At 69.7% G+C, this 18,280-nt stretch carries 16 protein-coding genes; 5 read left to right on the plus strand and 11 right to left on the minus strand.

What is annotated here, in order from left to right; genetic code table 11:
• Window positions 1-82: 82 nt before the first annotated feature.
• Entirely contained in the window at window positions 83-1,792 is a 1,710-nt protein-coding gene (locus tag V7004_RS00995; RefSeq protein ID WP_334141238.1) for an N-acyl-D-amino-acid deacylase family protein, read from the plus strand.
• Here the strand turns inward: V7004_RS00995 and V7004_RS01000 are convergent.
• The 7 genes from V7004_RS01000 to V7004_RS01030 all read right to left on the minus strand — a co-directional run bounded on the left by V7004_RS01000 (window position 1,772) and on the right by V7004_RS01030 (window position 8,882).
• Window positions 1,772-2,500 (minus strand): MBL fold metallo-hydrolase, encoded by a 729-nt coding sequence (locus tag V7004_RS01000; RefSeq protein ID WP_334141239.1) that lies wholly within the window; start codon window positions 2,498-2,500, stop codon window positions 1,772-1,774. The genes V7004_RS00995 and V7004_RS01000 overlap by 21 nt on opposite strands.
• Before the next feature lie 43 nt (window positions 2,501-2,543).
• On the minus strand, window positions 2,544-3,320 hold the full coding sequence (locus V7004_RS01005; protein ID WP_334141241.1) for a maleylpyruvate isomerase family mycothiol-dependent enzyme: 777 nt from the start codon (window positions 3,318-3,320) through the stop codon (window positions 2,544-2,546).
• Complete coding sequence (locus tag V7004_RS01010; RefSeq protein WP_334141242.1) at window positions 3,317-3,955, minus strand: TetR/AcrR family transcriptional regulator; 639 nt, start codon at window positions 3,953-3,955, stop codon at window positions 3,317-3,319. Before V7004_RS01010 ends, V7004_RS01005 begins: the two co-directional genes overlap by 4 nt.
• A 117-nt stretch (window positions 3,956-4,072) precedes the next feature.
• Window positions 4,073-5,440: a TMEM175 family protein gene (locus V7004_RS01015; RefSeq protein WP_334141243.1), complete on the minus strand. Its 1,368-nt coding sequence runs from the start codon at window positions 5,438-5,440 to the stop codon at window positions 4,073-4,075.
• A 48-nt stretch (window positions 5,441-5,488) separates the two neighbouring features.
• Window positions 5,489-5,923 carry a PGPGW domain-containing protein gene (locus V7004_RS01020; RefSeq protein WP_334141245.1) on the minus strand — a complete coding sequence of 145 codons (435 nt, stop codon included), beginning with the start codon at window positions 5,921-5,923 and terminating at the stop codon, window positions 5,489-5,491.
• Window positions 5,924-5,970: 47 nt separating this feature from the next.
• Complete coding sequence (locus V7004_RS01025) at window positions 5,971-6,282, minus strand: TFIIB-type zinc ribbon-containing protein (protein ID WP_334141246.1); 312 nt, start codon at window positions 6,280-6,282, stop codon at window positions 5,971-5,973.
• Window positions 6,279-8,882, minus strand: coding sequence for a cation-translocating P-type ATPase (locus V7004_RS01030; protein WP_334141248.1), 2,604 nt, complete (start codon window positions 8,880-8,882; stop codon window positions 6,279-6,281). Before V7004_RS01030 ends, V7004_RS01025 begins: the two co-directional genes overlap by 4 nt.
• A 229-nt stretch (window positions 8,883-9,111) precedes the next feature.
• On the opposite strand from V7004_RS01030, the gene V7004_RS01035 reads away from it, so the two are divergent.
• Window positions 9,112-9,465, plus strand: coding sequence for a hypothetical protein (locus V7004_RS01035; RefSeq protein ID WP_334141250.1), 354 nt, complete (start codon window positions 9,112-9,114; stop codon window positions 9,463-9,465).
• A 48-nt stretch (window positions 9,466-9,513) separates the two neighbouring features.
• Here the strand turns inward: V7004_RS01035 and V7004_RS01040 are convergent, their stop codons facing one another.
• Window positions 9,514-10,185, minus strand: coding sequence for a potassium channel family protein (locus tag V7004_RS01040; protein ID WP_334141252.1), 672 nt, complete (start codon window positions 10,183-10,185; stop codon window positions 9,514-9,516).
• Entirely contained in the window at window positions 10,185-10,853 is a 669-nt protein-coding gene (locus tag V7004_RS01045; protein ID WP_334141254.1) for a potassium channel family protein, read from the minus strand. The genes V7004_RS01040 and V7004_RS01045 overlap by 1 nt, the downstream gene beginning before the upstream one ends.
• Before the next feature lie 205 nt (window positions 10,854-11,058).
• Here V7004_RS01045 and V7004_RS01050 point away from each other — a divergent pair, with 205 nt between their 5' ends.
• Window positions 11,059-12,978 carry an APC family permease gene (locus V7004_RS01050; protein WP_334141256.1) on the plus strand — a complete coding sequence of 640 codons (1,920 nt, stop codon included), beginning with the start codon at window positions 11,059-11,061 and terminating at the stop codon, window positions 12,976-12,978.
• Window positions 12,979-12,982: 4 nt separating this feature from the next.
• On the opposite strand, the gene V7004_RS01055 is transcribed toward V7004_RS01050, so the two are convergent.
• Complete coding sequence (locus tag V7004_RS01055) at window positions 12,983-14,119, minus strand: ferritin-like domain-containing protein (RefSeq protein ID WP_334141258.1); 1,137 nt, start codon at window positions 14,117-14,119, stop codon at window positions 12,983-12,985.
• 109 nt (window positions 14,120-14,228) lie between these two features.
• Window positions 14,229-16,124, minus strand: a complete 1,896-nt coding sequence (locus V7004_RS01060) for a glycoside hydrolase family 15 protein (protein ID WP_334141259.1) — start codon at window positions 16,122-16,124, stop codon at window positions 14,229-14,231.
• A 72-nt stretch (window positions 16,125-16,196) separates the two neighbouring features.
• On the opposite strand from V7004_RS01060, the gene zwf reads away from it, so the two are divergent.
• Window positions 16,197-17,621 carry a glucose-6-phosphate dehydrogenase gene (gene zwf / locus V7004_RS01065; protein ID WP_334141260.1) on the plus strand — a complete coding sequence of 475 codons (1,425 nt, stop codon included), beginning with the start codon at window positions 16,197-16,199 and terminating at the stop codon, window positions 17,619-17,621.
• Window positions 17,621-18,211, plus strand: a complete 591-nt coding sequence (locus tag V7004_RS01070) for a histidine phosphatase family protein (protein WP_334141262.1) — start codon at window positions 17,621-17,623, stop codon at window positions 18,209-18,211. The genes zwf and V7004_RS01070 overlap by 1 nt, the downstream gene beginning before the upstream one ends.
• The last annotated feature ends 69 nt before the right edge of the window (window positions 18,212-18,280 follow it).

Genomic DNA, 18,280 nt, shown 5'->3' on the forward strand with positions numbered 1-18,280 from the left:
CGAGGGGTGCGTCGGGGAATCCCCGTCCACCCGCATCCCACTCGACCAGCCGGGCGCCTTCACCTGCGCGAAGCTGCTCGACATGACCTTCGACCTGCTGCTGCGCAACGGCACCGTCGTCGACGGCACGGGCGCGCCGGCCCGGGTCGCGGACGTGGCCATCGCCGGCGACCGCGTCGCCGCCATCAGCGAGCACGTCGACGGCTCAGCGACCCGGGTGATCGACTGCGAGGGCCGGCTGGTCACCCCGGGCTTCGTCGACGGTCACACCCATCTCGACGCCCAGTTCGGCTGGGACCGCGACGCCACCTCGAGCTGCTGGCACGGGGTCACCACCGTGGTGATCGGCAACTGCGGCGTCACCTTCGCCCCGGTGCGGGCCGGCTGGGGTCCGTGGCTGGCGGAGCTCATGGAAGCCGTCGAGGACATCCCCGCCTCCGCCATCAACACCGGACTCCCCTTCACCTGGGAGGGCTACGGCGGATACCTCGACTGGTTGGGATCCGCGCCCCTCGGGGTCAACGTTGGTGGCCTGGTGGGCCACTGCGCGCTGCGCTCCTACGCCATGGGGGACGACGCCCTCGACGACCGCCCACCCACCGACGACGAGCTGGCGGTCATGGTGCGAGCGGTCGACGAGGCGATGACCGCCGGCGCGCTCGGGTTCTCCACCTCCCGCACGTTGCGCCACACCGTGCCCGATGGTCGCCACGTGCCCGGCACCTGGGCCGAGAGCCGGGAGCTCCTCGCGATCGCCGACGTCGTGGGCCGCCACCGGGGCATCATCGGCTGCGCGCCCCGCTTCGACGGCGAGGGCCCGGCCGAACCCCGGGTCGAGAGCGAGCTGGCCTGGATGCGCGACGCCAGCCTGCGCTCCGGCGCCCGCATCACCTTCAACCTCACCAACACCCGGGCGCAGGGCGACCACTGGCGCCTCGCCATCACCCTCGCCGAGCAGGCGAACGCCGCCGGCGCCCGGATCCGGCCGCAGACCACGGCCCGGGGCATCGGGGTGCTGTTCGGTCTGGCCCATCGCACCCCGTTCGACCACAACCCCGGCTGGGAGCGGCTGGCCGGTGCCACGATCGAGGAGAAGCTGGCCGCGTTCCGCGACCCGGACAGCCGGGCCGCACTCATCGCCGGTGCGGCGGAGCGACCCAGCGCGGATGCCCTGCGGGAGTTCTTCGTGGTGAACGCCCCCGATGGCAGTGCCCGCTACGACGCCGACCCGGCCCGCAGCCTCACCGCCGAGGCGGAGCGTCGGGGCCTGAGCCCGGCCGAGGCCTACCTGGACCTGTGCCTGGAGACCAACGGTGCACTGGTGCTGGCCTGGCCCATCCTCAACCAGGACCTCGCCCCGGTGCGCGAGATGCTCGAGTGCCCGACCGTGGCCATGGGTCTCGCCGACTCCGGAGCCCACGTGGGCCAGATCCTCGACGCGTCACAACCGACCTGGTGGCTGTCGTACTGGTGCCGCGAGCTCGGCGCGTTCCCGATCGAGGAGGCGGTGCGGCGCATCACCTCCGACACCGCGGCGCTGTTCGGGCTCGGCGACCGGGGGGTGCTGCGGCCGGGCGCGCCCGCCGACGTGAACGTCATCGACTTCGATGCGCTCCGCCTGCCGCCACCCACCTTCGTCCACGATCTGCCCCACGGGGCGGGGCGCTGGGTGCAGCGCAGCGAGGGCTACGAGCTCACCATCGTGAACGGGGTGGTCACCCTCGAGGGCGGTGAGCACACCGGGGCCCGCCCGGGCCGGGTGCTGCGGCCGTCAGCCACACCCGGCGGGTGAGCTGTTCGCGATGCGGTGCTCGTAGGCGGCCGCGAGCTCTCGCAGCCACGCGGAGCCGTCGCCGGTGTGGGCCGAGCCGTGCATGAGCGCCAGGGTCGACGGCTCCAGCGCCGCCAGCCTCCCGATCACCTCAGGGGTGGAAGGTGCCAGGCACGAGTAGCCGAACAGGTCCTCGGCGCTGCCGGCCGCGGCGAGCGGTGAGTCCCAGCTGAGGGGTGCCGCCTCGCCCGTGGCGGTGAAAAGGTCGCCGCAGAGCAAGGTGGAGGTCGTCTCCTCGAAGAAGATCCCGGCGTCCCACCCGTGGGGAACGTGGGGCGTGGCGAGATAGCGCAGCGACTTCCCGCCCAGGTCCAGCACCTCCCCGTCCGCGAGGGGGCGGGGCGGGCGATCAGCCAGGTCGTTGACCGACACCGCGCAGCCAAGAGCGCCGAACGCCACCTCGGCTCGCGGCGCGGCCGCCAGCCACTGGTTCAAGGCACCGCACTCGTCGGCCTCGACATGGCCGAAGCTGATCCACCGGAGCCGCTCGATCGGTACCACCCGGCCGAGGGCCTGCGAGGTGTTCGGGAAGAGGGCTCGCATCCCGCAGTGGAACAGCAGCGGTTCCTCGGCGTTCACGAGGATCTGGTTGAAGGTCATGCCCGCATCGGGCACGTAGGTCGACATGCGGTAGATGTCGGGGGCGATCTCGTCGATGACGGTTTCCATGTGTGGACCTCCGGTGTGGGTCGTCGGGACGATGGGCCTCGGCTCAGAACGGGACGATGGTGGCCAGCAGGCCCGCTCCGGGTGCGCGGCCGGCGAGGGTTCGGCAGAACTCGATCGCGTCGAGCGCGATGGCTGGATCGTCGGGTCGACCAGGCGCCTCGCCGGCGACGAACCGCCCGCCAGCCGGCCCGGTGAGCGACAGGGCGACCGCCTTCCCGTGCCGTCGCGCCCATTCGGCCACCACGTCGGCGACGATCCGCCCGTCGTGGTCGGCGCTGAGCTGGAGCGTCCGCCCCGTGGCCCGAGCGGCGTCGACCCGATGCATCCAGAGGTCACGCAGGTAGATGACGTCCACCAGGTAGCCGAGGGTCCAGGTCTCCTCCACCGGCCCGTCCACCTTCAGCCTGAACCGGCGAATCGCGCTGGGCAGCCCGGTGCGCTTCCGTATGGTGACCGGGGCGGTCTCCGCCAGCCGGCGGACGAGCTGGCCGGGTGACAGGTCCGAACGCTCCCGTACCTGCACGGCCGAGAGGGCGGCTTCCAGCGGGCCACCGTACGCCTTGCGATGGGCCCGGGCGGCACGCATCTGGTGGAGGTTCTCCCGGATCGAGGCGCTCGCCTCGCACGCGCCCAACACGTGGAGGTACATGCGCCGCACGTCCCAGTCCGGGCAGTCGGTCGGTGCGCTCCAGTCGTGGGGGTCGAGCGAGTGCAGCAACGCCAGCGTGCGCTCGAGCTCCGCCGCGGTCAGCGCCATGGCCTCCGGATGGGAGATCGGCGGGATCGACCCGGTCGGCGTGGGAAGGAGGTCGGCGCTCACCGGGAGCTCCTCCGCTGCCGGCGGCCTTCGGGCGCGAGCAGGTGGGGCGCGAGCTCGGTGACCAGCATGTGCACCGCCCGCCCGATGAGCCGCTCCCATCGATCACCACCGGGATCGTTCGAGATCTGCTGGCTCACCAGGCCGGTCGCCACCGCCGTGAACAGATCGCTCGCCGCGGGATCGCTGATCCCGAGGGCGCGGAGCCGGTGGTGGAGCTGCTCGAGCACCTCCACGGCGAGGGCGTAGCTCTCGGCCGAGGGCTCGAAACCCGGGATGGTGCGCTGGAACAGGAGCTGGTAGCGGACGGGGTCGGCGGTGCAGAACCGGAAGAACCGCTGGAGGTGAGCAGTGATCGAGCCGATCGGATCAGCCGCGTCATCGTCCGCGTTCGGCCCCGCGGCCATCCACGCCAACTGCTCCTCCACCCCCTGGCGGAACATCGCGTCGTAGATGGCGTCCTTCGAGTCGAAGTACGAGTAGAGCGACTGGGCTCGCATCCCGACGCGCGCACCCAGCTCCCGCAGCGACAGTCCGGCGAGGCCCTTCTCACGGACCAGCACCCACGCGGCGGACACGATCTCGGCTCTGGTGGCCTCCCTGCGGACGGCCCGCCGGTCACCCGGCCGCGGGCTCACCACCCGATTGGAGCCAACATCCCTCGTTACTCTGACATCGTTCGTATTTCCTGACACTGTTCGCCATACTCGCGTCGACGTCCCCCGACGTCAACCAGCGAGAGCGGACCCACCCGATCAGCCGACCCGACCCGCGGCGTGCCGGCGATAGACGCCGAGCCCCGCCAGCGCGCCCAGCCACAGCAGCTGCGCCTGAGTCGGCGCGACCAGGGCGACGGGCACGGAGAGCACGAACACCGCCGGGGGGATGAGGGCCAGCAGGCGGCGTTCCCGCAACTCGCGGGTGGGGATCTCCACCGAGACCAGTCGGTGACCCGTCGTCACGTACCACAACAGCGCGGCCAGGCTGGCGCTGGCCGCCCCGGCCGCCAGGGCGAAGGTGATGGTGGCCGCGGGATACGAGTCGTAGGAAGACAGCACGAGCGTGGCGAACGGCATCACCGCCACGAACATGAGATGCACCAGGTTGCCAGCCCGCAGCAACCCGTCCTCCCGCTCGACGATCAGGAACTGCCGGTGGTGGAAGTGCCAGAGCAGCCCGACCACCGCGAAGCCGGTGAAGTAGCCGATCAGGTCGGGATGGAGCATCTCGGCCAGGAACCGGTTGAGATCGTCGTTGCTCTCGATCGCTCCCTGTGGGGGTTGCAGGTGCAGGACCAGCACCGTGATGGCGAAGGCGTAGAGGTTGTCACTGAACCCGAGCAACCGCTCCAGGCGCCCGCTCTCCAGGTAGGCGGCCGCGAACGGGATCACCCGACCGGCGTGCCGGGCCTCCAGCTCGATCTGCTCGGCGCGGCGCAAGGGCTCCTCTTCCTCGCCCGCCCGGGTGAGCCCCGGCGTCTCGGGCTCCACCCGCACCACCCCGAACCGGCGCCGAACCATGAACCAGCCGATGCCGAGCACCACCCACCCCACGGCCGCGCCGGGCATCCCGAAGACCGAACCGATGGTGGCGACGGCGAACCCCAGCGGCAGCACCGCCGCCTGCCAGCGGTAGGTGCGAACCCATCGCTCGTCGAGGTCCGCCGGGATCAACCGGTGGCGATGGGTGGTGTACCGCACCAGCAACGAGCCGAACAGACCCAGCACGAGCGCGGTGAGGTTGAACGCGACGTACGCGCTGGGCAGCTGGTGGTACCGACCGAGCAGCTGCATGGGGAACGGGACCAGCACGACCAGCGACAGCAACGCCAGGTTGATCCACAAGGCTCGTCCGTCCACCCGGACGATCACCTCGAAGAGCCGGTGATGGAGCATCCACGTACTGCCGATCACCACGAAGGCCCCGAGATAGCTCAGGTAGCGAGGCCACTCGTGAACCAGGAAGCCTCGAAGCTCGTCGTTGGTGATCCCCCGTTCGGGCACCACGAACGACAGCACCACGAGGGTAATGGCGACCGCGAACACGCAGTCCGAGAACCCGCGGACCCGGCTCACGTCGTAGTCGGGCCGGTACGACAGGTGGACCCGTTCGGTCGCCGTCACCGCGGCGATGCTAAGCGGCAGGTGCGTGTCAGCTCGCGCAGGCCAGTCTCAGCGGAGGAACGCCCACCAGAGGCTGACCCCGAAGCCCGCGACCGCGAGCAGGACGCTCCCGCCGATGACGTACGGCGAGACGTTGCCGTCCTCGTCCTCGGGTAGGCGTTGCCGGACCCGCTGCAGCAGCCGGCGGGCGAATGGCACGTCCTGGGCCAGCAAGGCGAGGCCGGCCGCCACCGTGATCAGGCCCGGTCCGGGGAGTGCCAGCATCGCCAGCCCGACCACCACCACGACCACACCTGCGGCGACCCGGGCGGCACGCAGGGCGAGGTGGCGCTTGGCCTCTTCGATCGTCTCCTCGCGCCGTCCCGTCTCGAGCTCCGCCTCGATGGCGGCCTCTTCGAGCGCGCCGAGCTCGTGGCGCAGCTCTTCCAGGCGCGGGCGGTCGTCGTGGTGATCGTCACCCGCGGGCGAAGGAGAACCGCGCACCATCGCCAGGCTACCGAGCCGCTCGGGGGACCCGAAGGCCGACCAGCTCAGAAATCGAACAGCTCATCGAGGAAGCCCCTGCGCTTCCGGCGACCGTAGCCCGGCGGCGGCGACCCCGGTGCACCGTAGGGTCGGGTGGCCACGTACGGCTCCCGCCATCCCTGTGCGGGCGGTGGTGGTGGGAGCGGTGCGCCCGCCGAGGGCGGGGCCGGCGCGCCGGCGGCGTGACTGCGCTCGATGATCTTGTCGAGCTCCCCACGGTCGAGCCAGACCCCACGGCAGCTCGGGCAGTAGTCGATCTCGATCCCTTGCCGCTCGGCCATCACGAGCGTGGCGTCGCATCCGGCGGGACATCTCATTGTGCGCTCCTCCTGGCGAGACGGATGGTGAGCTTGCGGACCTCCTCGGCCCAGATGACGCTCGACGCGACGGCGGCGCAGAGCAGGAGCTGGCCTGCGGTGAGGGTCTCCGTGGCGAACAGGCTCTGCAGCGGCCCCCACCGCACGGCGAGCAACTGCAGGACGACGACGATCCCGACGCTGGCCCACAGCCGCCAGTTGGCCAGTGAATACCGGCTGAACACGCTGCGCTCCTCGCGGCGGGCGTTGAAGACGTTGAACATCTGGAAGAACACGAATGTGGTGAAGGTCATGGTCAGCGCCACCGCTCGACCCCATCGCGGCTCGGCGGCGACGTACAGGCCGAGGACCCCCACGGCCATCACCAGGGCGAGGAAGACCAACCGGGCGACCCGCCGCGGGTCGAGGATGGCCGCCCCGACGGGCCTCGGGGCCCGCGCCATCACGTCACGGTCGGGTGGGTCGACCCCGAGGGTCATGGCGGGAGGACCGTCGGCGATCAGGTTCACCCACAACACCTGGATCGGGGTGAAGGGCACGGGTAGTCCGAGCAGGCTGGCACCGAGGATGGTGCTGATCGCACCGAGGTTCGTCGTGACCTGGAAGCGCACGAACTTCACGATGTTGTCGTAGATGGCCCGACCTCGCTCCACGGCGCCCACGATGGTGGCGAAGTTGTCGTCGGTGAGCACCATGTCGCCGGCGTCCTTGGTCACCTCCGTACCCGTGATGCCCATGGCCACACCGATGTCCGCCCGCTGGAGGGCCGCGGCGTCGTTCACCCCGTCGCCCGTCATGGCCACGACCCGATCGTTGGCCTGCAGGGCCTCCACCACGCGGACCTTGTGCTCGGGCGACACCCGGGCGCAGACGCCGATGCCGTCGATCGAGCGTGCCAGCTCCTCGTCGGACATCGCCGACAGCTCCACGCCGGTCACGACCCGGCCCCTGATCCCCAGCTCCCCGGCGATGGCTCCTGCAGTCGACGCGTGGTCGCCGGTGATCATCTTCACGTCGATACCGGCGCGTTGGCAGCGCGCCACCGCCTCCTTCGCCTCGGGACGTGGCGGGTCGACGATGCCGTACAGCCCGACGAACTCGAGACCGTCATCCACCCATCGGCTCGGGTCGGCCACCGCGCCGCCCTCATCAAGCACCTCCGGCGCGGGAAGCGACCTGGTGGCCACGGCCAGGACTCGAAGGCCCTCGGCCGCGAGCCGCGCATTGTCATCCAGCACCCGCTCGCGCTGGCTCGGACTCAGCGCGGCGCGCTCGAGCAAGACATCCGGTGCGCCCTTGACCACGAGCGTCACGGGCCCGGCTCCTGGCTGGAGGTGGTACGTGGCCATGAACTTGGTGCCCGAGTCGAACGGCAACTCGCCGACCCGGGGCCAGCGGGCGCGCTCGGCCCCGACATCGATGCCAGCGGCCGCGGCCGCCTCCACGATGGCGGCCTCCGTGGGCTCGCCCACGGTCTGACCATCGGTGATCGAGGCGTCGCTGCACAGCGCGCCGAGGACCAACGCGTGCCGCTGGTCCTCAGCGACGACCTCCCGGACGGTCATCCGGTTGAGGGTGAGCGTGCCGGTCTTGTCGGTGCAGATCACCGACGTCGAGCCCAGCGTCTCCACCGAATGCAAGCGCTTGACGATCGCGCCCCGCTTGGCCATCTGCGACACGCCGAGGGCGAGGGTGACGGTCACCACCGCCGGCAGCCCTTCGGGGATGGCAGCCACCGCGAGCGCCACCGCTCCCAGCGCCGCGTCGCCCAGGGCGTCGCCTTGGGCAACCCGGAGAGCGAACACCGCGCTCACGGCCACGATGGCGATCAGCGCCAGCCGCCGGCTGAGCGCGTCGAGCTGGCGCTGCAGCGGGGTGGGTGGCGGCTCCCCGACCCGCAGCAGCGCTGCGACACGGCCGATCTCCGTGCGCATGCCCGTCTCGGTGACCACCATCTCGATGCGGCCCCGCACCACGGTGGCGTTCATGAACGCGCAGTTGTTCCGATCGGCGACCGGGACGTCTCCCTCGGGCAGGGGCGCGGTCTGCTTATCGACCGGTGTGGACTCGCCGGTCAGCGCAGACTCGTCCACCGCGGCGTTCACCGCGACCACCACCCGGCCGTCGGCCGGGACACGATCACCCGCCTCGAGGAGCACCACGTCCCCGGGGACCAGCTCCTCGGCGTCGACCTCCCGCACCTGCCCGTCGCGCCGCACCCGAACTCGGGTCACCAGCATCTTTTTCAGTGCCGCCATGGCGGAGCTCGCCTTGGCCTCCTGGACGTAGCCGAGCACGGCATTCAGGAGGAGGACCGCTCCGATGACGATCGGGTCCTTGATGTCCCCGACCGCACCGGCGACGACCGCGGCCACGACGAGGATGTACACGATGCCGCTGCGGAACTGGTCGAGGAACCGCAACCACGCGGGACGTACCGCCGGCTCGTCGAGGCGGTTCGGCCCCACTGAAGCACGGCGTCGATCAACCTCGACGCTGGTGAGCCCGGTGCCGAGGTCGACCCCGAGCGCGGAGGCCACCGCCCCAGCGTCGAGGGCGTGGATTTCGCGGCCAGCGGCGGGGAGCGTGGGTACAGTCATGCAGGTTCGTCTCCGGTCTCGCGTTCGTTGATCGACCGGAGGTCTCTCCCACCCGCTGGGGGCCGGAGCCGCCGGGCAACCGGCACCGACGTGCCGGTCCGCCGTGATGACGACGACTCCGTATCGGGGTACTCCCCTCGCTGCCCGGCAGTTTCGCAGCCCACGATGATGACGACAACCTGAGCGGTCCGGTGTGACCGGTACCGGCGGGCGTGGCACGCTGGCCGCCGTGCCCTCGTTTTCGAAGATCCGCCAACGCCTCACCGCCAGCGTCCAGCAGCTCGACCAGGCCCGCCTGCAGGAGCGCTACCAGGGCCTGGGCCTCACCCCCATCGGGGAGGCCCCGCTGCGCGAGCCGGTGCGGGTGGGTGGGGAGATCCAGGAGTCGCGCCTGGTCCCACGCGCCGGCTCACCGGCCCTGGAGGTCACCATCAGCGACGGCACCGGCCGGGCCACAGGGGTGTTCACCGGCCGCAAGGCCCTCCACGGCGTCACCCTCGGGCGGGGCATCGTCCTGGAAGGAGTGGCGCGCACCGAGCGGGGCCGACTGGTCCTGCTCAACCCCGCGTACACGCTGTTGTGAGCAATCACGATTGTGAGATCAGGCGCTCACGCCGGCGCCTCGATCACCTCACGCACCGATGAGCACCTGACGAACCTGAGCTTCGCTCTCGTCGGTCACGAGCACCACGACCTCATCTCCCGCGTACAGCGTGGTGTCACCCCGCGGCACCACCACGTGATCCTGTCGGAGGACCGCGACGACCGTGGAGTCGCGAGGCAGGTCCAGATCGACGATCTCCTTCCCACAGGCTGGTGAGACGTCGGCCAGGGTGACCTCAGACAGACGAACCCGGCCGCCGGCGAACGACAGCAGGCGCACCAGGCTCCCCACCGTGAGCGCCTCCTCGACCAGCGCCGTGAGCAGGTGCGGCGTGGAGACCGAGAGGTCCACCCCCCAACTCTCGTTGAACAACCACTCGTTGGAGGGGTTGTTGACGCGGGCCACGACACGGGGTACGCCGAACTCCTGCTTGGCCAGCAGGGAGATGACCAGGTTGTCCTCGTCGTCACCCGTCACCGCCACCACCACGTCCGCGCGACCAGGCTCGGCCCGAACCAGCTCGGAGATCTCGCAGGCGTCCGCCTGGAGCCATGCGACACCCGCCGGCTCACCGGCGGAGCGGGCCTGCTCGACCCGGCGAGGGTCGACCTCCACGATCAGCACCTCATGGCCCGCTCGGTGCAGCTCCCCGGCGATGTAGGTGCCCACGTTCCCCCCACCCGCGATGACCACCCGCATCACCGGCCACCTCCGTTCGGCCCAGATGCGAGGTGCTCGTCGAACCGGTCGATGCCGTCGCCGGCACAGGTCGCCCACACCACGTCGCCGTCCTGGAGCACGAGGCCCGATTCGCCGAGCATCGCCTTTCCCAGCCGAGTCACCGCGGTGATCCGGGCGGAACCGCGCACCTCGAGGGCCTCGACCGGTTGACCCGCCCACGTCTCGGGGACCGAACGCTCCACGAGGCACACGCTGGCCGACGGATCGACCCACTCGACGTTCGGCGACTCGGGAAGCACACGGCGCAGCACCCGGTCGATCGTCCACTGCACGGTGGCCACGGTGGGGATGCCCAGCCGCTCGTAGATCGCGGCGCGCCGCTGGTCGTAGATGCGGGCCACCACCCGCTCGATACCGAACGCCTCCCGGGCCACCCTGGCCACGACGATGTTGGAGTTGTCACCGCTCGTGACCGCCGCCACCGCGCCCGCCCGTTCGATGCCGGCCCGCTGCAGCCGCTCCCGGTCGAACCCGACCCCGACGACGGTGGCGCCGCGGAACCCCTCCGGGAGCCGGGTGAACGCCTCCGGACGGCGGTCCACGACGGCGACCGAATGGCCCTCGTCCTCGAGCGCCGCGGCCAGCCCGGAGCCCACTCGCCCGCATCCGACGACCACCACGTGCACGGCTACCTCCTCCGGTGACCACGCCCGTACCGCCGGGCAATGGCACGCCGGCGCATCCTAAGCCCCGCCCTCGTGGGGCTCCACCCTGGCGGCCTCACCGACCGCGCACTCGGTCGGCTGCGACTTTTCCTGCCGGCGCCCGACCGGGCGTAGATTGCCGACGTCCCCCCGACGGCGGAGACCGGAAGACCCACGCGGAGCGCCGATGTACTCAGCTCTCAAACGCCTGATCGTCGGTCCTCCCATCGCGAGCACCGAAGAGGCGCACACCCGCCTCGGCCGGCCGACCGCGCTGACGGTGTTCGCGTCGGACGCCATCTCCTCCACCGCCTACGCGACGGAGGAGATCCTGCTGGTCCTGGTTCCCGTGGTCGGCATGGTCGCCCTGAACAGCCTGGTGCCGATCTCCCTCGTCGTCGCCCTCCTGCTGACGATCGTGATCACCAGCTACCGGCAGACGATCTATGCCTACCCCAGCGGCGGCGGCTCGTACGTCGTCAGCCGGGAGAACCTCGGTGTGCTCCCCTCGCTCATCGCCGGCGCGTCGCTGCTCGTCGACTACATCCTCACGGTCGCGGTGTCGGTGTCGGCGGGCATCGCCGCCATCACCTCCGCGTTCTCCGAGCTGCTCCCGTACCGGGTCACGCTCTGCCTCATCGCCATCGCCGTGATGACGCTGGCGAACCTCCGCGGCGCAAAGGAGTCCGGCAAGCTCTTCGCGCCACCCGTCTACACCTACATCGTCAGCCTCGCCCTGCTGATCGGCTACGGGCTCTACGAGATCTTCCTGCGGGATCTCCCCCCCATGGAGACGAACGTCTCCTCGCTGGTCGAGCTGGCCCGGCAGCACGGAACCCCGATCGGCTCCGATGGCCTCCCGCTGTTCAGCAGCCTCGGCATGCTCCTGCTGCTTCGCGCCTTCTCCTCGGGAGCGGTGGCCCTGACCGGTATCGAAGCCATCTCGAACGGTGTCCCCGCCTTCAAGAAGCCCGAGTCGCACAACGCCGCGACGACCCTGATCGCGATGGGGCTCATCCTCGGTACGGCATTCATGGGATTGTCCGTGGTGGCTCACAACCTCAAGCCCACGGTGAGCGAGGAGGAGACCCTCCTGTCGATCATGGGCCGCTACCTCTACCTCGACGGGCCGAGCAGCATCGGGGACCTCGGCAACGTCCTCTACTACGTGCTGCAGTTCTCGACCTTCGCCATCCTGATCCTCGCGGCCAACACTGCCTTCGCCGACTTCCCGCGGGTGTCGTCGATCATCGCGGGTGACGGCTACCTCCCCCGACAGCTCACCAACCGTGGGGACCGGCTGGTCTTCTCGAACGGCATCATCCTGCTCGCCCTGGTGGCGAGCATCCTGATCGTGGCCTTCGGTGGTGTCACCAGCGCCCTGATCCCCCTCTATGCGGTCGGGGTCTTCACGGGCTTCACACTCTCGCAAGCGGGCATGGTGCTCCACCACCGGCGGGTGCGCGAGAAGGGATGGCGACGGAACCAGGTGATCAATGCGGTCGGCGCCCTGGCGACGTTCGTGGTGCTCCTGGTCGTGGTGGTCTCGAAGTTCGCGATCGGCGCCTGGATCCCGGTGCTGCTGATCCCGATCATCGTCATGATGTTCAAGGCCATCCACCGCCACTACGTGCGGGTCGCCACCGCCATCTCGGTCCCCGAGGGCTACCGCTCGAAGCGCCACCGCCACACCGTCATCGTCCTGGTCGGCCAGGTGCATCGCGGGGTGCTCGATGCCATCACCTACGCCCGATCACTCGCGCCCGACCGCCTGATGGCGGTCACCGTCGTCCACGACGAGGAGCAGCAGCAGCGCCTCCAGAAACAGTGGGAGGAATACGACATCCCGGTTGAGCTACGCACCATCTACTCTCCCTACCGGGAACTGGCGGGGCCGGTGATGGCGTTCATCGACGAACTCGATCGGGAGTGGCCCGACGACATCGTCACGGTCGTGGTGCCCGAGTTCGTACTGAGCCACTGGTGGGAGCAGCTCCTCCACAATCAGAGCGCGCTGGTGTTGCGCACCAGGTTGCGCATGCGCCCCAACACGGTCGTGACCGCGGTACCGATCCACCTCTACGACCGAGCCGAGGAACGGTACTGAACGCTCAAGCCGGCCGCGAGGCGGCTGCGGCCCGATCCTTGGCCAGCTCGTCGAGCGACTCGTACTCGTTGGTGGTGTCGACCCAGTCCTCGAACTGGATGACGCCGATCTCGGTGAAACGGTCCCGCAGCCAGCCACCATTGGCGTCGAGCAGCCCGAGCTTCTTGCAGTTGGGCACGATCTTCGAAAAGAGCATGAGCTGGAAGGGGTCTTCCAGCCGATCACCTTTGAAGCGACCGATCGCCAGCCGAGGATCGACACCCATGCGATCCCACACCTCGACCGCGAGGAGGCGATCCCGCATTCGCAGGGCAGCCTCGAACGCGAACTCCTGCCGATCGCGCAGCTCCGCATCGGAGAGCTCCGCGTAGTACTCCTTGAGCGACAGCACTCCGAAGGCCACGTGGCGGGCCTCGTCGCTCATCACGTAGCGCAGCAGCTGCTTGAGCAGCGGCTCGGGGGTGAGGGCGTGCATGAAGCCGAACGCGGCGAGCGCCAAACCTTCGACCATGATCTGCATGCCCAGGTAGGTCATGTCCCAACGGCTGTCCTCGAGGATGTCGTCGAGCAGCATCCCGAGATGGGCGTTGAGGGGGTAATGGCCAGAGAGCTTCGTGTCCAGGTACTTGGCGAAGACCTCGACGTGGCGAGCCTCGTCCATCACCTGGGTGGCCGCGTAGTACTTCGCGTCGATCCAGGGCACGGTTTCGACGATCTTGGCCGTGCAGAGCAGGGCCCCTTGCTCACCGTGCATGAACTGGCTCAGCGTCCAGTTCTGCTGCTCGATGTTCCAGCGGATCCATTCCTTGCTGGTCCACTTCTCGAGCGGAGTCCCCGTGACGTCGAGGCCGGCGAACTCCCAGTTCGGCTCGGCGCCCGCGACCTGGACGGTCAAGGCCTCCTGATCGACGTCGGTATCCCAGGGGAGATCGGTCTCCCCGTTCCACTGGGCGTCCTTGGCCTTCTCGTAGAGCTTGTGGAGGCCGGGCCGGGCGCCCTTCTCGTAGTCCCAGGTGAAGATGGCGTCCGCGTTGTCCCGCACCACGTGTACCGAACCCACGTAGGGGTGCTGAAGCGCCGCGGTGACGATGGCGTCCACATCGTTGGCGTCGTCACGCCCGATGAGCTCCCGATTCGACATCGGCCTCCCCCTTGAACCCCGATCCGGCGATGGAGCGCCAGCGTGACGTCATGATAACGGCACCGTCACCAAGGGCGCACCGGGAGCCTCGACCCCCGGCAGCAGGATCTCAGCCCGGCGCCGCCGCGCGGTGCGGATGACGCAGTGCACGATGATGAGCTGGACCGGCACCCTGACCGGTGAGGTTGTGGGCTGTGAGGATGAGTCCCACGTGCGAGAACGCCTGGGGGAAGTTGCCCAACTGGCGGCTGGCCTCGACGTCGTACTCCTCGGACAGCAGGCCTACGTCGTTGCAGAGGGCCAGCAACCGCTCGAAGCCCGCTCGAGCCTCCTCGACCCGACCGAGGAGCACCAGGTTGTCGAGCAACCAGAACGTGGTGAGGAGGAACGCGCCTTCACCTGGCGGGAGCCCATCGACCGTCGTCGTCGGCGCATCGGACTGGCCGGGACCGCCAGTGTCGCCGGCGTCGTGGATCGCCTCGGTGCGATAGCGGCGCACGAAGCCGTCGACGAGCAGCTCACGCTGGATCGCCTCCACGGTGCCCACGATGCGCGGGTCGGTCGGGGGCAGGAAACCCACCAGCGCCAGCATGAGGCAGCTCGCGTCCAGCTCGGTCGAGCCGTAGTACTGGGTGAACGCCCCCACCGCGGGGTCGTATCCCTTCTCGCAGATCTCGCGGTGCATGTCGTCGCGCAGCTCCATCCAACGAGACAGGTCCGGTGGGTGCGGCCGGACCCCTGCCTGCGCGCCGAGCTCGCACAGATGGACCCACCGATCGATCGCCACCCAGGCCATCACCTTCGAGTGCACGAAGTGCCGGCGCGGCCCTCGTACCTCCCAGATCCCGTCATCAGGCTCCGTCCAGACCTCACGCACGTGTTCCACCAGCATGCGGGCCAGATCCCAGGCGTCCGGCGGCAGCTCGTTGCCGAGGCAGGCGTGCGAGTGCAGGAACATGTCCATGACCTCGCCGTAGACGTCGAGCTGGAACTGCCCACTGGCCGCATTCCCGATCCGGACCGGGGTCGAGCCTTCATAGCCGGGCAACCAGTCGATCACCGTCTCGACCAGGCGGCGTTCCCCACCGACCCCGTACATGATCTGCATCTTGTCTGGGCTGCCAGCGATCACCCGACGCAGCCATTCGCTCCACGCCACCGCTTCGCTCCCGTATCCCGCCTCGCTCAGCGCCGTGAGCGTGAACGTCGCATCGCGCAGCCAGCAGTAGCGGTAGTCCCAGTTACGCACCCCACCCAGATACTCCGGAAGCGATGTCGTTGCCGCCGCCACCACCCCGCCGGTCGGGGCGTGCGTGAGGGCCTTGAGTGTGATGAGCGAACGCATCACGGCATCCGCGTAGTCCCCCTCATAGGCGCAGCGAGCGGACCATACCTGCCACCAGCGTTCGGTGTGCTCGAGGACCGCCACGGCGTCGATCGGATCGGGAACCGCCTCGTGCGACGGGAACCACTGCATCACGAACGGCACCCGGTCACCGCTGCTCACCTCGAAGGAGGCGACCGTGGTGAGGTCCCGACCTTCGAGCTTCACCGGCGTGCGCAGCACCAGCCCGTCGGCACCGCCGATCGCGACCCCACCACCCTCGATGGCTCGCACCCACGGGACGATGGCGCCGTAGTCGAAGCGAACGATGAGCTCCAGGTCGATCCTGACCGTCCCCGAGCGGCCTTCGACGATCCGCACCAGCTCGACGCCGCGGCGCCGGATGGGCATGAAGTCGATGATCGCCACCTGCCCGGCAGGCGTGGTGAACACCGTCTCGAGCACGAGCGTGTCCCCCCGGTACCGACGCTCGACCCTCGATGGCCGGTCGTGCGGCGCGAGGAGCCAGCGACCGTGGTGGCGGTCACCGAGCAGGGCCGCGAAGCAGGCTGCACTGTCGAAGCGCGGCGCGCAGAACCAGTCGATGGACCCGTCACGACCGACCAGAGCGACCGTCTCGGTGTCACCGATGATGGCGTAGTCCTCGATCAGCGACGGCATGCCCGGTCAGCTTGCCACCTCACCGATCGTCCCGGCCGGCACGGAACGAGGGACCACCGCTACGTTTCCCGCATGTCTCGTGGGGAACCCGACGCGAACCGGCCACGCTCGGACGCACTGGTGATGTTCGGCGCCAGCGGCGATCTGGCCCGCAAGAAGCTCTTCCCGGCCGTCTACCGCCTGGCTGCCCGGGGGCTGCTCGAGGTTCCGGTCATCGGGGTCGCCCTCGACCGCTGGACCGACGACGACCTGCGGGCACGCGCCGAGCAGGCCGTGCGTGAGGAGGGTGGGCACTGGGACCAGGCCGTGTTCGACCGGCTGGCGTCCTCGATGCGCTACGTCGCTGGCGACTACCAGGATCCTGACACGTTCGCCCGGCTCCGCGCGACCGTCGGCGGCGCCCGCCACCCCATCTTCCATCTCGCGATCCCTCCTTCGATGTTCGCCACCGTGGCCAGCAGCCTCGCTGCCGCCGGGCTCGCTGAGGGGGCGCGGCTCATCGTGGAGAAGCCCTTCGGGCGCGACCTCGCCAGCGCCATCGAGCTCAACGACATCCTGCACGCGCATTTTCCGGAGAGCGCGATCTTCCGGATCGACCACTTCATCGGTAAAGAGTCGATGCGCAACCTGCTCATCACTCGCTTCACCAACACCATCCTCGAGCCACTGTGGAACCGCTCGTACGTCCGGTCGGTGAAGATCACCATGGCCGAGGCGTTCGGGGTGGAGGACCGGGGCGGGTTCTACGACGGCGTCGGCGCGCTGCGGGACGTGATGCAGAACCACCTGCTGCAGATGGTCGCACTGGTGGCCATGGAACAGCCCGTGAACGAGAGCAGCCGCGCGCTGCGCGACGAGAAGGCCAAGGCGCTCGCCGCGGCTCGCCCCGTGGATCCCGGCCACTACGTCCGTGGCCAGTACGAGGGCTATCTCGAGGTGGATGGCGTTCGACCGGGATCCGACACCGAGACCTTCGGTGCGTTCCGGCTCGACATCGACTCGCCCCGCTGGCACGGGGTGCCGTTCTTCCTGCGCGCCGGAAAGGCCCTGGCTGAGACCGTCACCGAGATGACCGTGGAGCTGCGCTCACCCCCGGTGCCGCTGTGGATGCCACGCCACAAAGACGAGCTGCCGCCGAACACCATCCGCATCGAGGTGAAGCCCAACAGCTTCACCGCGGTCACGATGCTCCAGAAGGTGCCCGGCGAACAGATGACCCCCCGACCGATCACCATCGCGCCACCCCGCCAGCTGTGGACCGACGTGGGCCCCGAGCCGTACGAGTTGCTCATCGAGGAGGCGATGGCGGGAGACCCGACGCTGTTCGCCCGGGAGGACTCCATCGAGGAGTCGTGGCGGATCGTGGAGCCGATCCTCACCCAGCGCCCAACGGTCGTCGTGTACCCGCGTGGGTCATGGGGACCGCCAGAAGCCGACGCGCTGGTGCACGGGTATGGCCGCTGGCCGGGCGAGCCACCGGCGGCGTCGCGCTGCTGATGGACGCTGGTCGGCCCCAGGTCTACCTGGTCCGGCACGGCGCGACGGACTGGAGCGTGAGCGGCCGCCACACCGGCCGGACCGACCTCCCACTCAACGACGCCGGGAGGAGCCAGGCCGACGACGTCGCCCACCTCCTTGCCGGGCGATCGTTCGCGCTGGTGCTCGTGAGCCCGCTCCGCAGGGCGCAGGAGACCTGCGCCGCGGCAGGCTATCTGGACCGAGCAATCACCACGGCCGACCTTCGCGAATGGGACTACGGGGACTACGAGGGCCTGACCACCGCCGAGATCCGCCGGCGCGTACCGGGCTGGACCGTCTGGACCGGACCCATCCCCGGTGGTGAACGCCTCGAGGACGTGGCCGAGCGGGCCCGACGGGTGATCGAGCGAGCGCTCGACGCCGGCGGAGACGTCGCGCTCTTCGCCCACGGTCACATCCTGCGGGTGCTCACCGCCTGTTGGTGCGAGCTCCCGCCGAGGGAGGGGCGACGCTTCCCGCTCGAGACTGCGACGTTGTCCGTCCTCGGTTGGGAGCACGAGCATCGGGGGGTACGGCTCTGGAATCGTCCCTCGTCCCGAGAGTCCTGAGCTCGTTGGCTGTGCCCCCTGGCAAGACACGCCGAGGCACCACCCGTCGACACCCCACCCGTCGAGACC

Origin of the sequence: Rhabdothermincola sp. (assembly GCF_036846205.1) — a bacterium.
Taxonomy (GTDB): Bacteria; Actinomycetota; Acidimicrobiia; order Acidimicrobiales; family Acidimicrobilacustridaceae; genus Rhabdothermincola.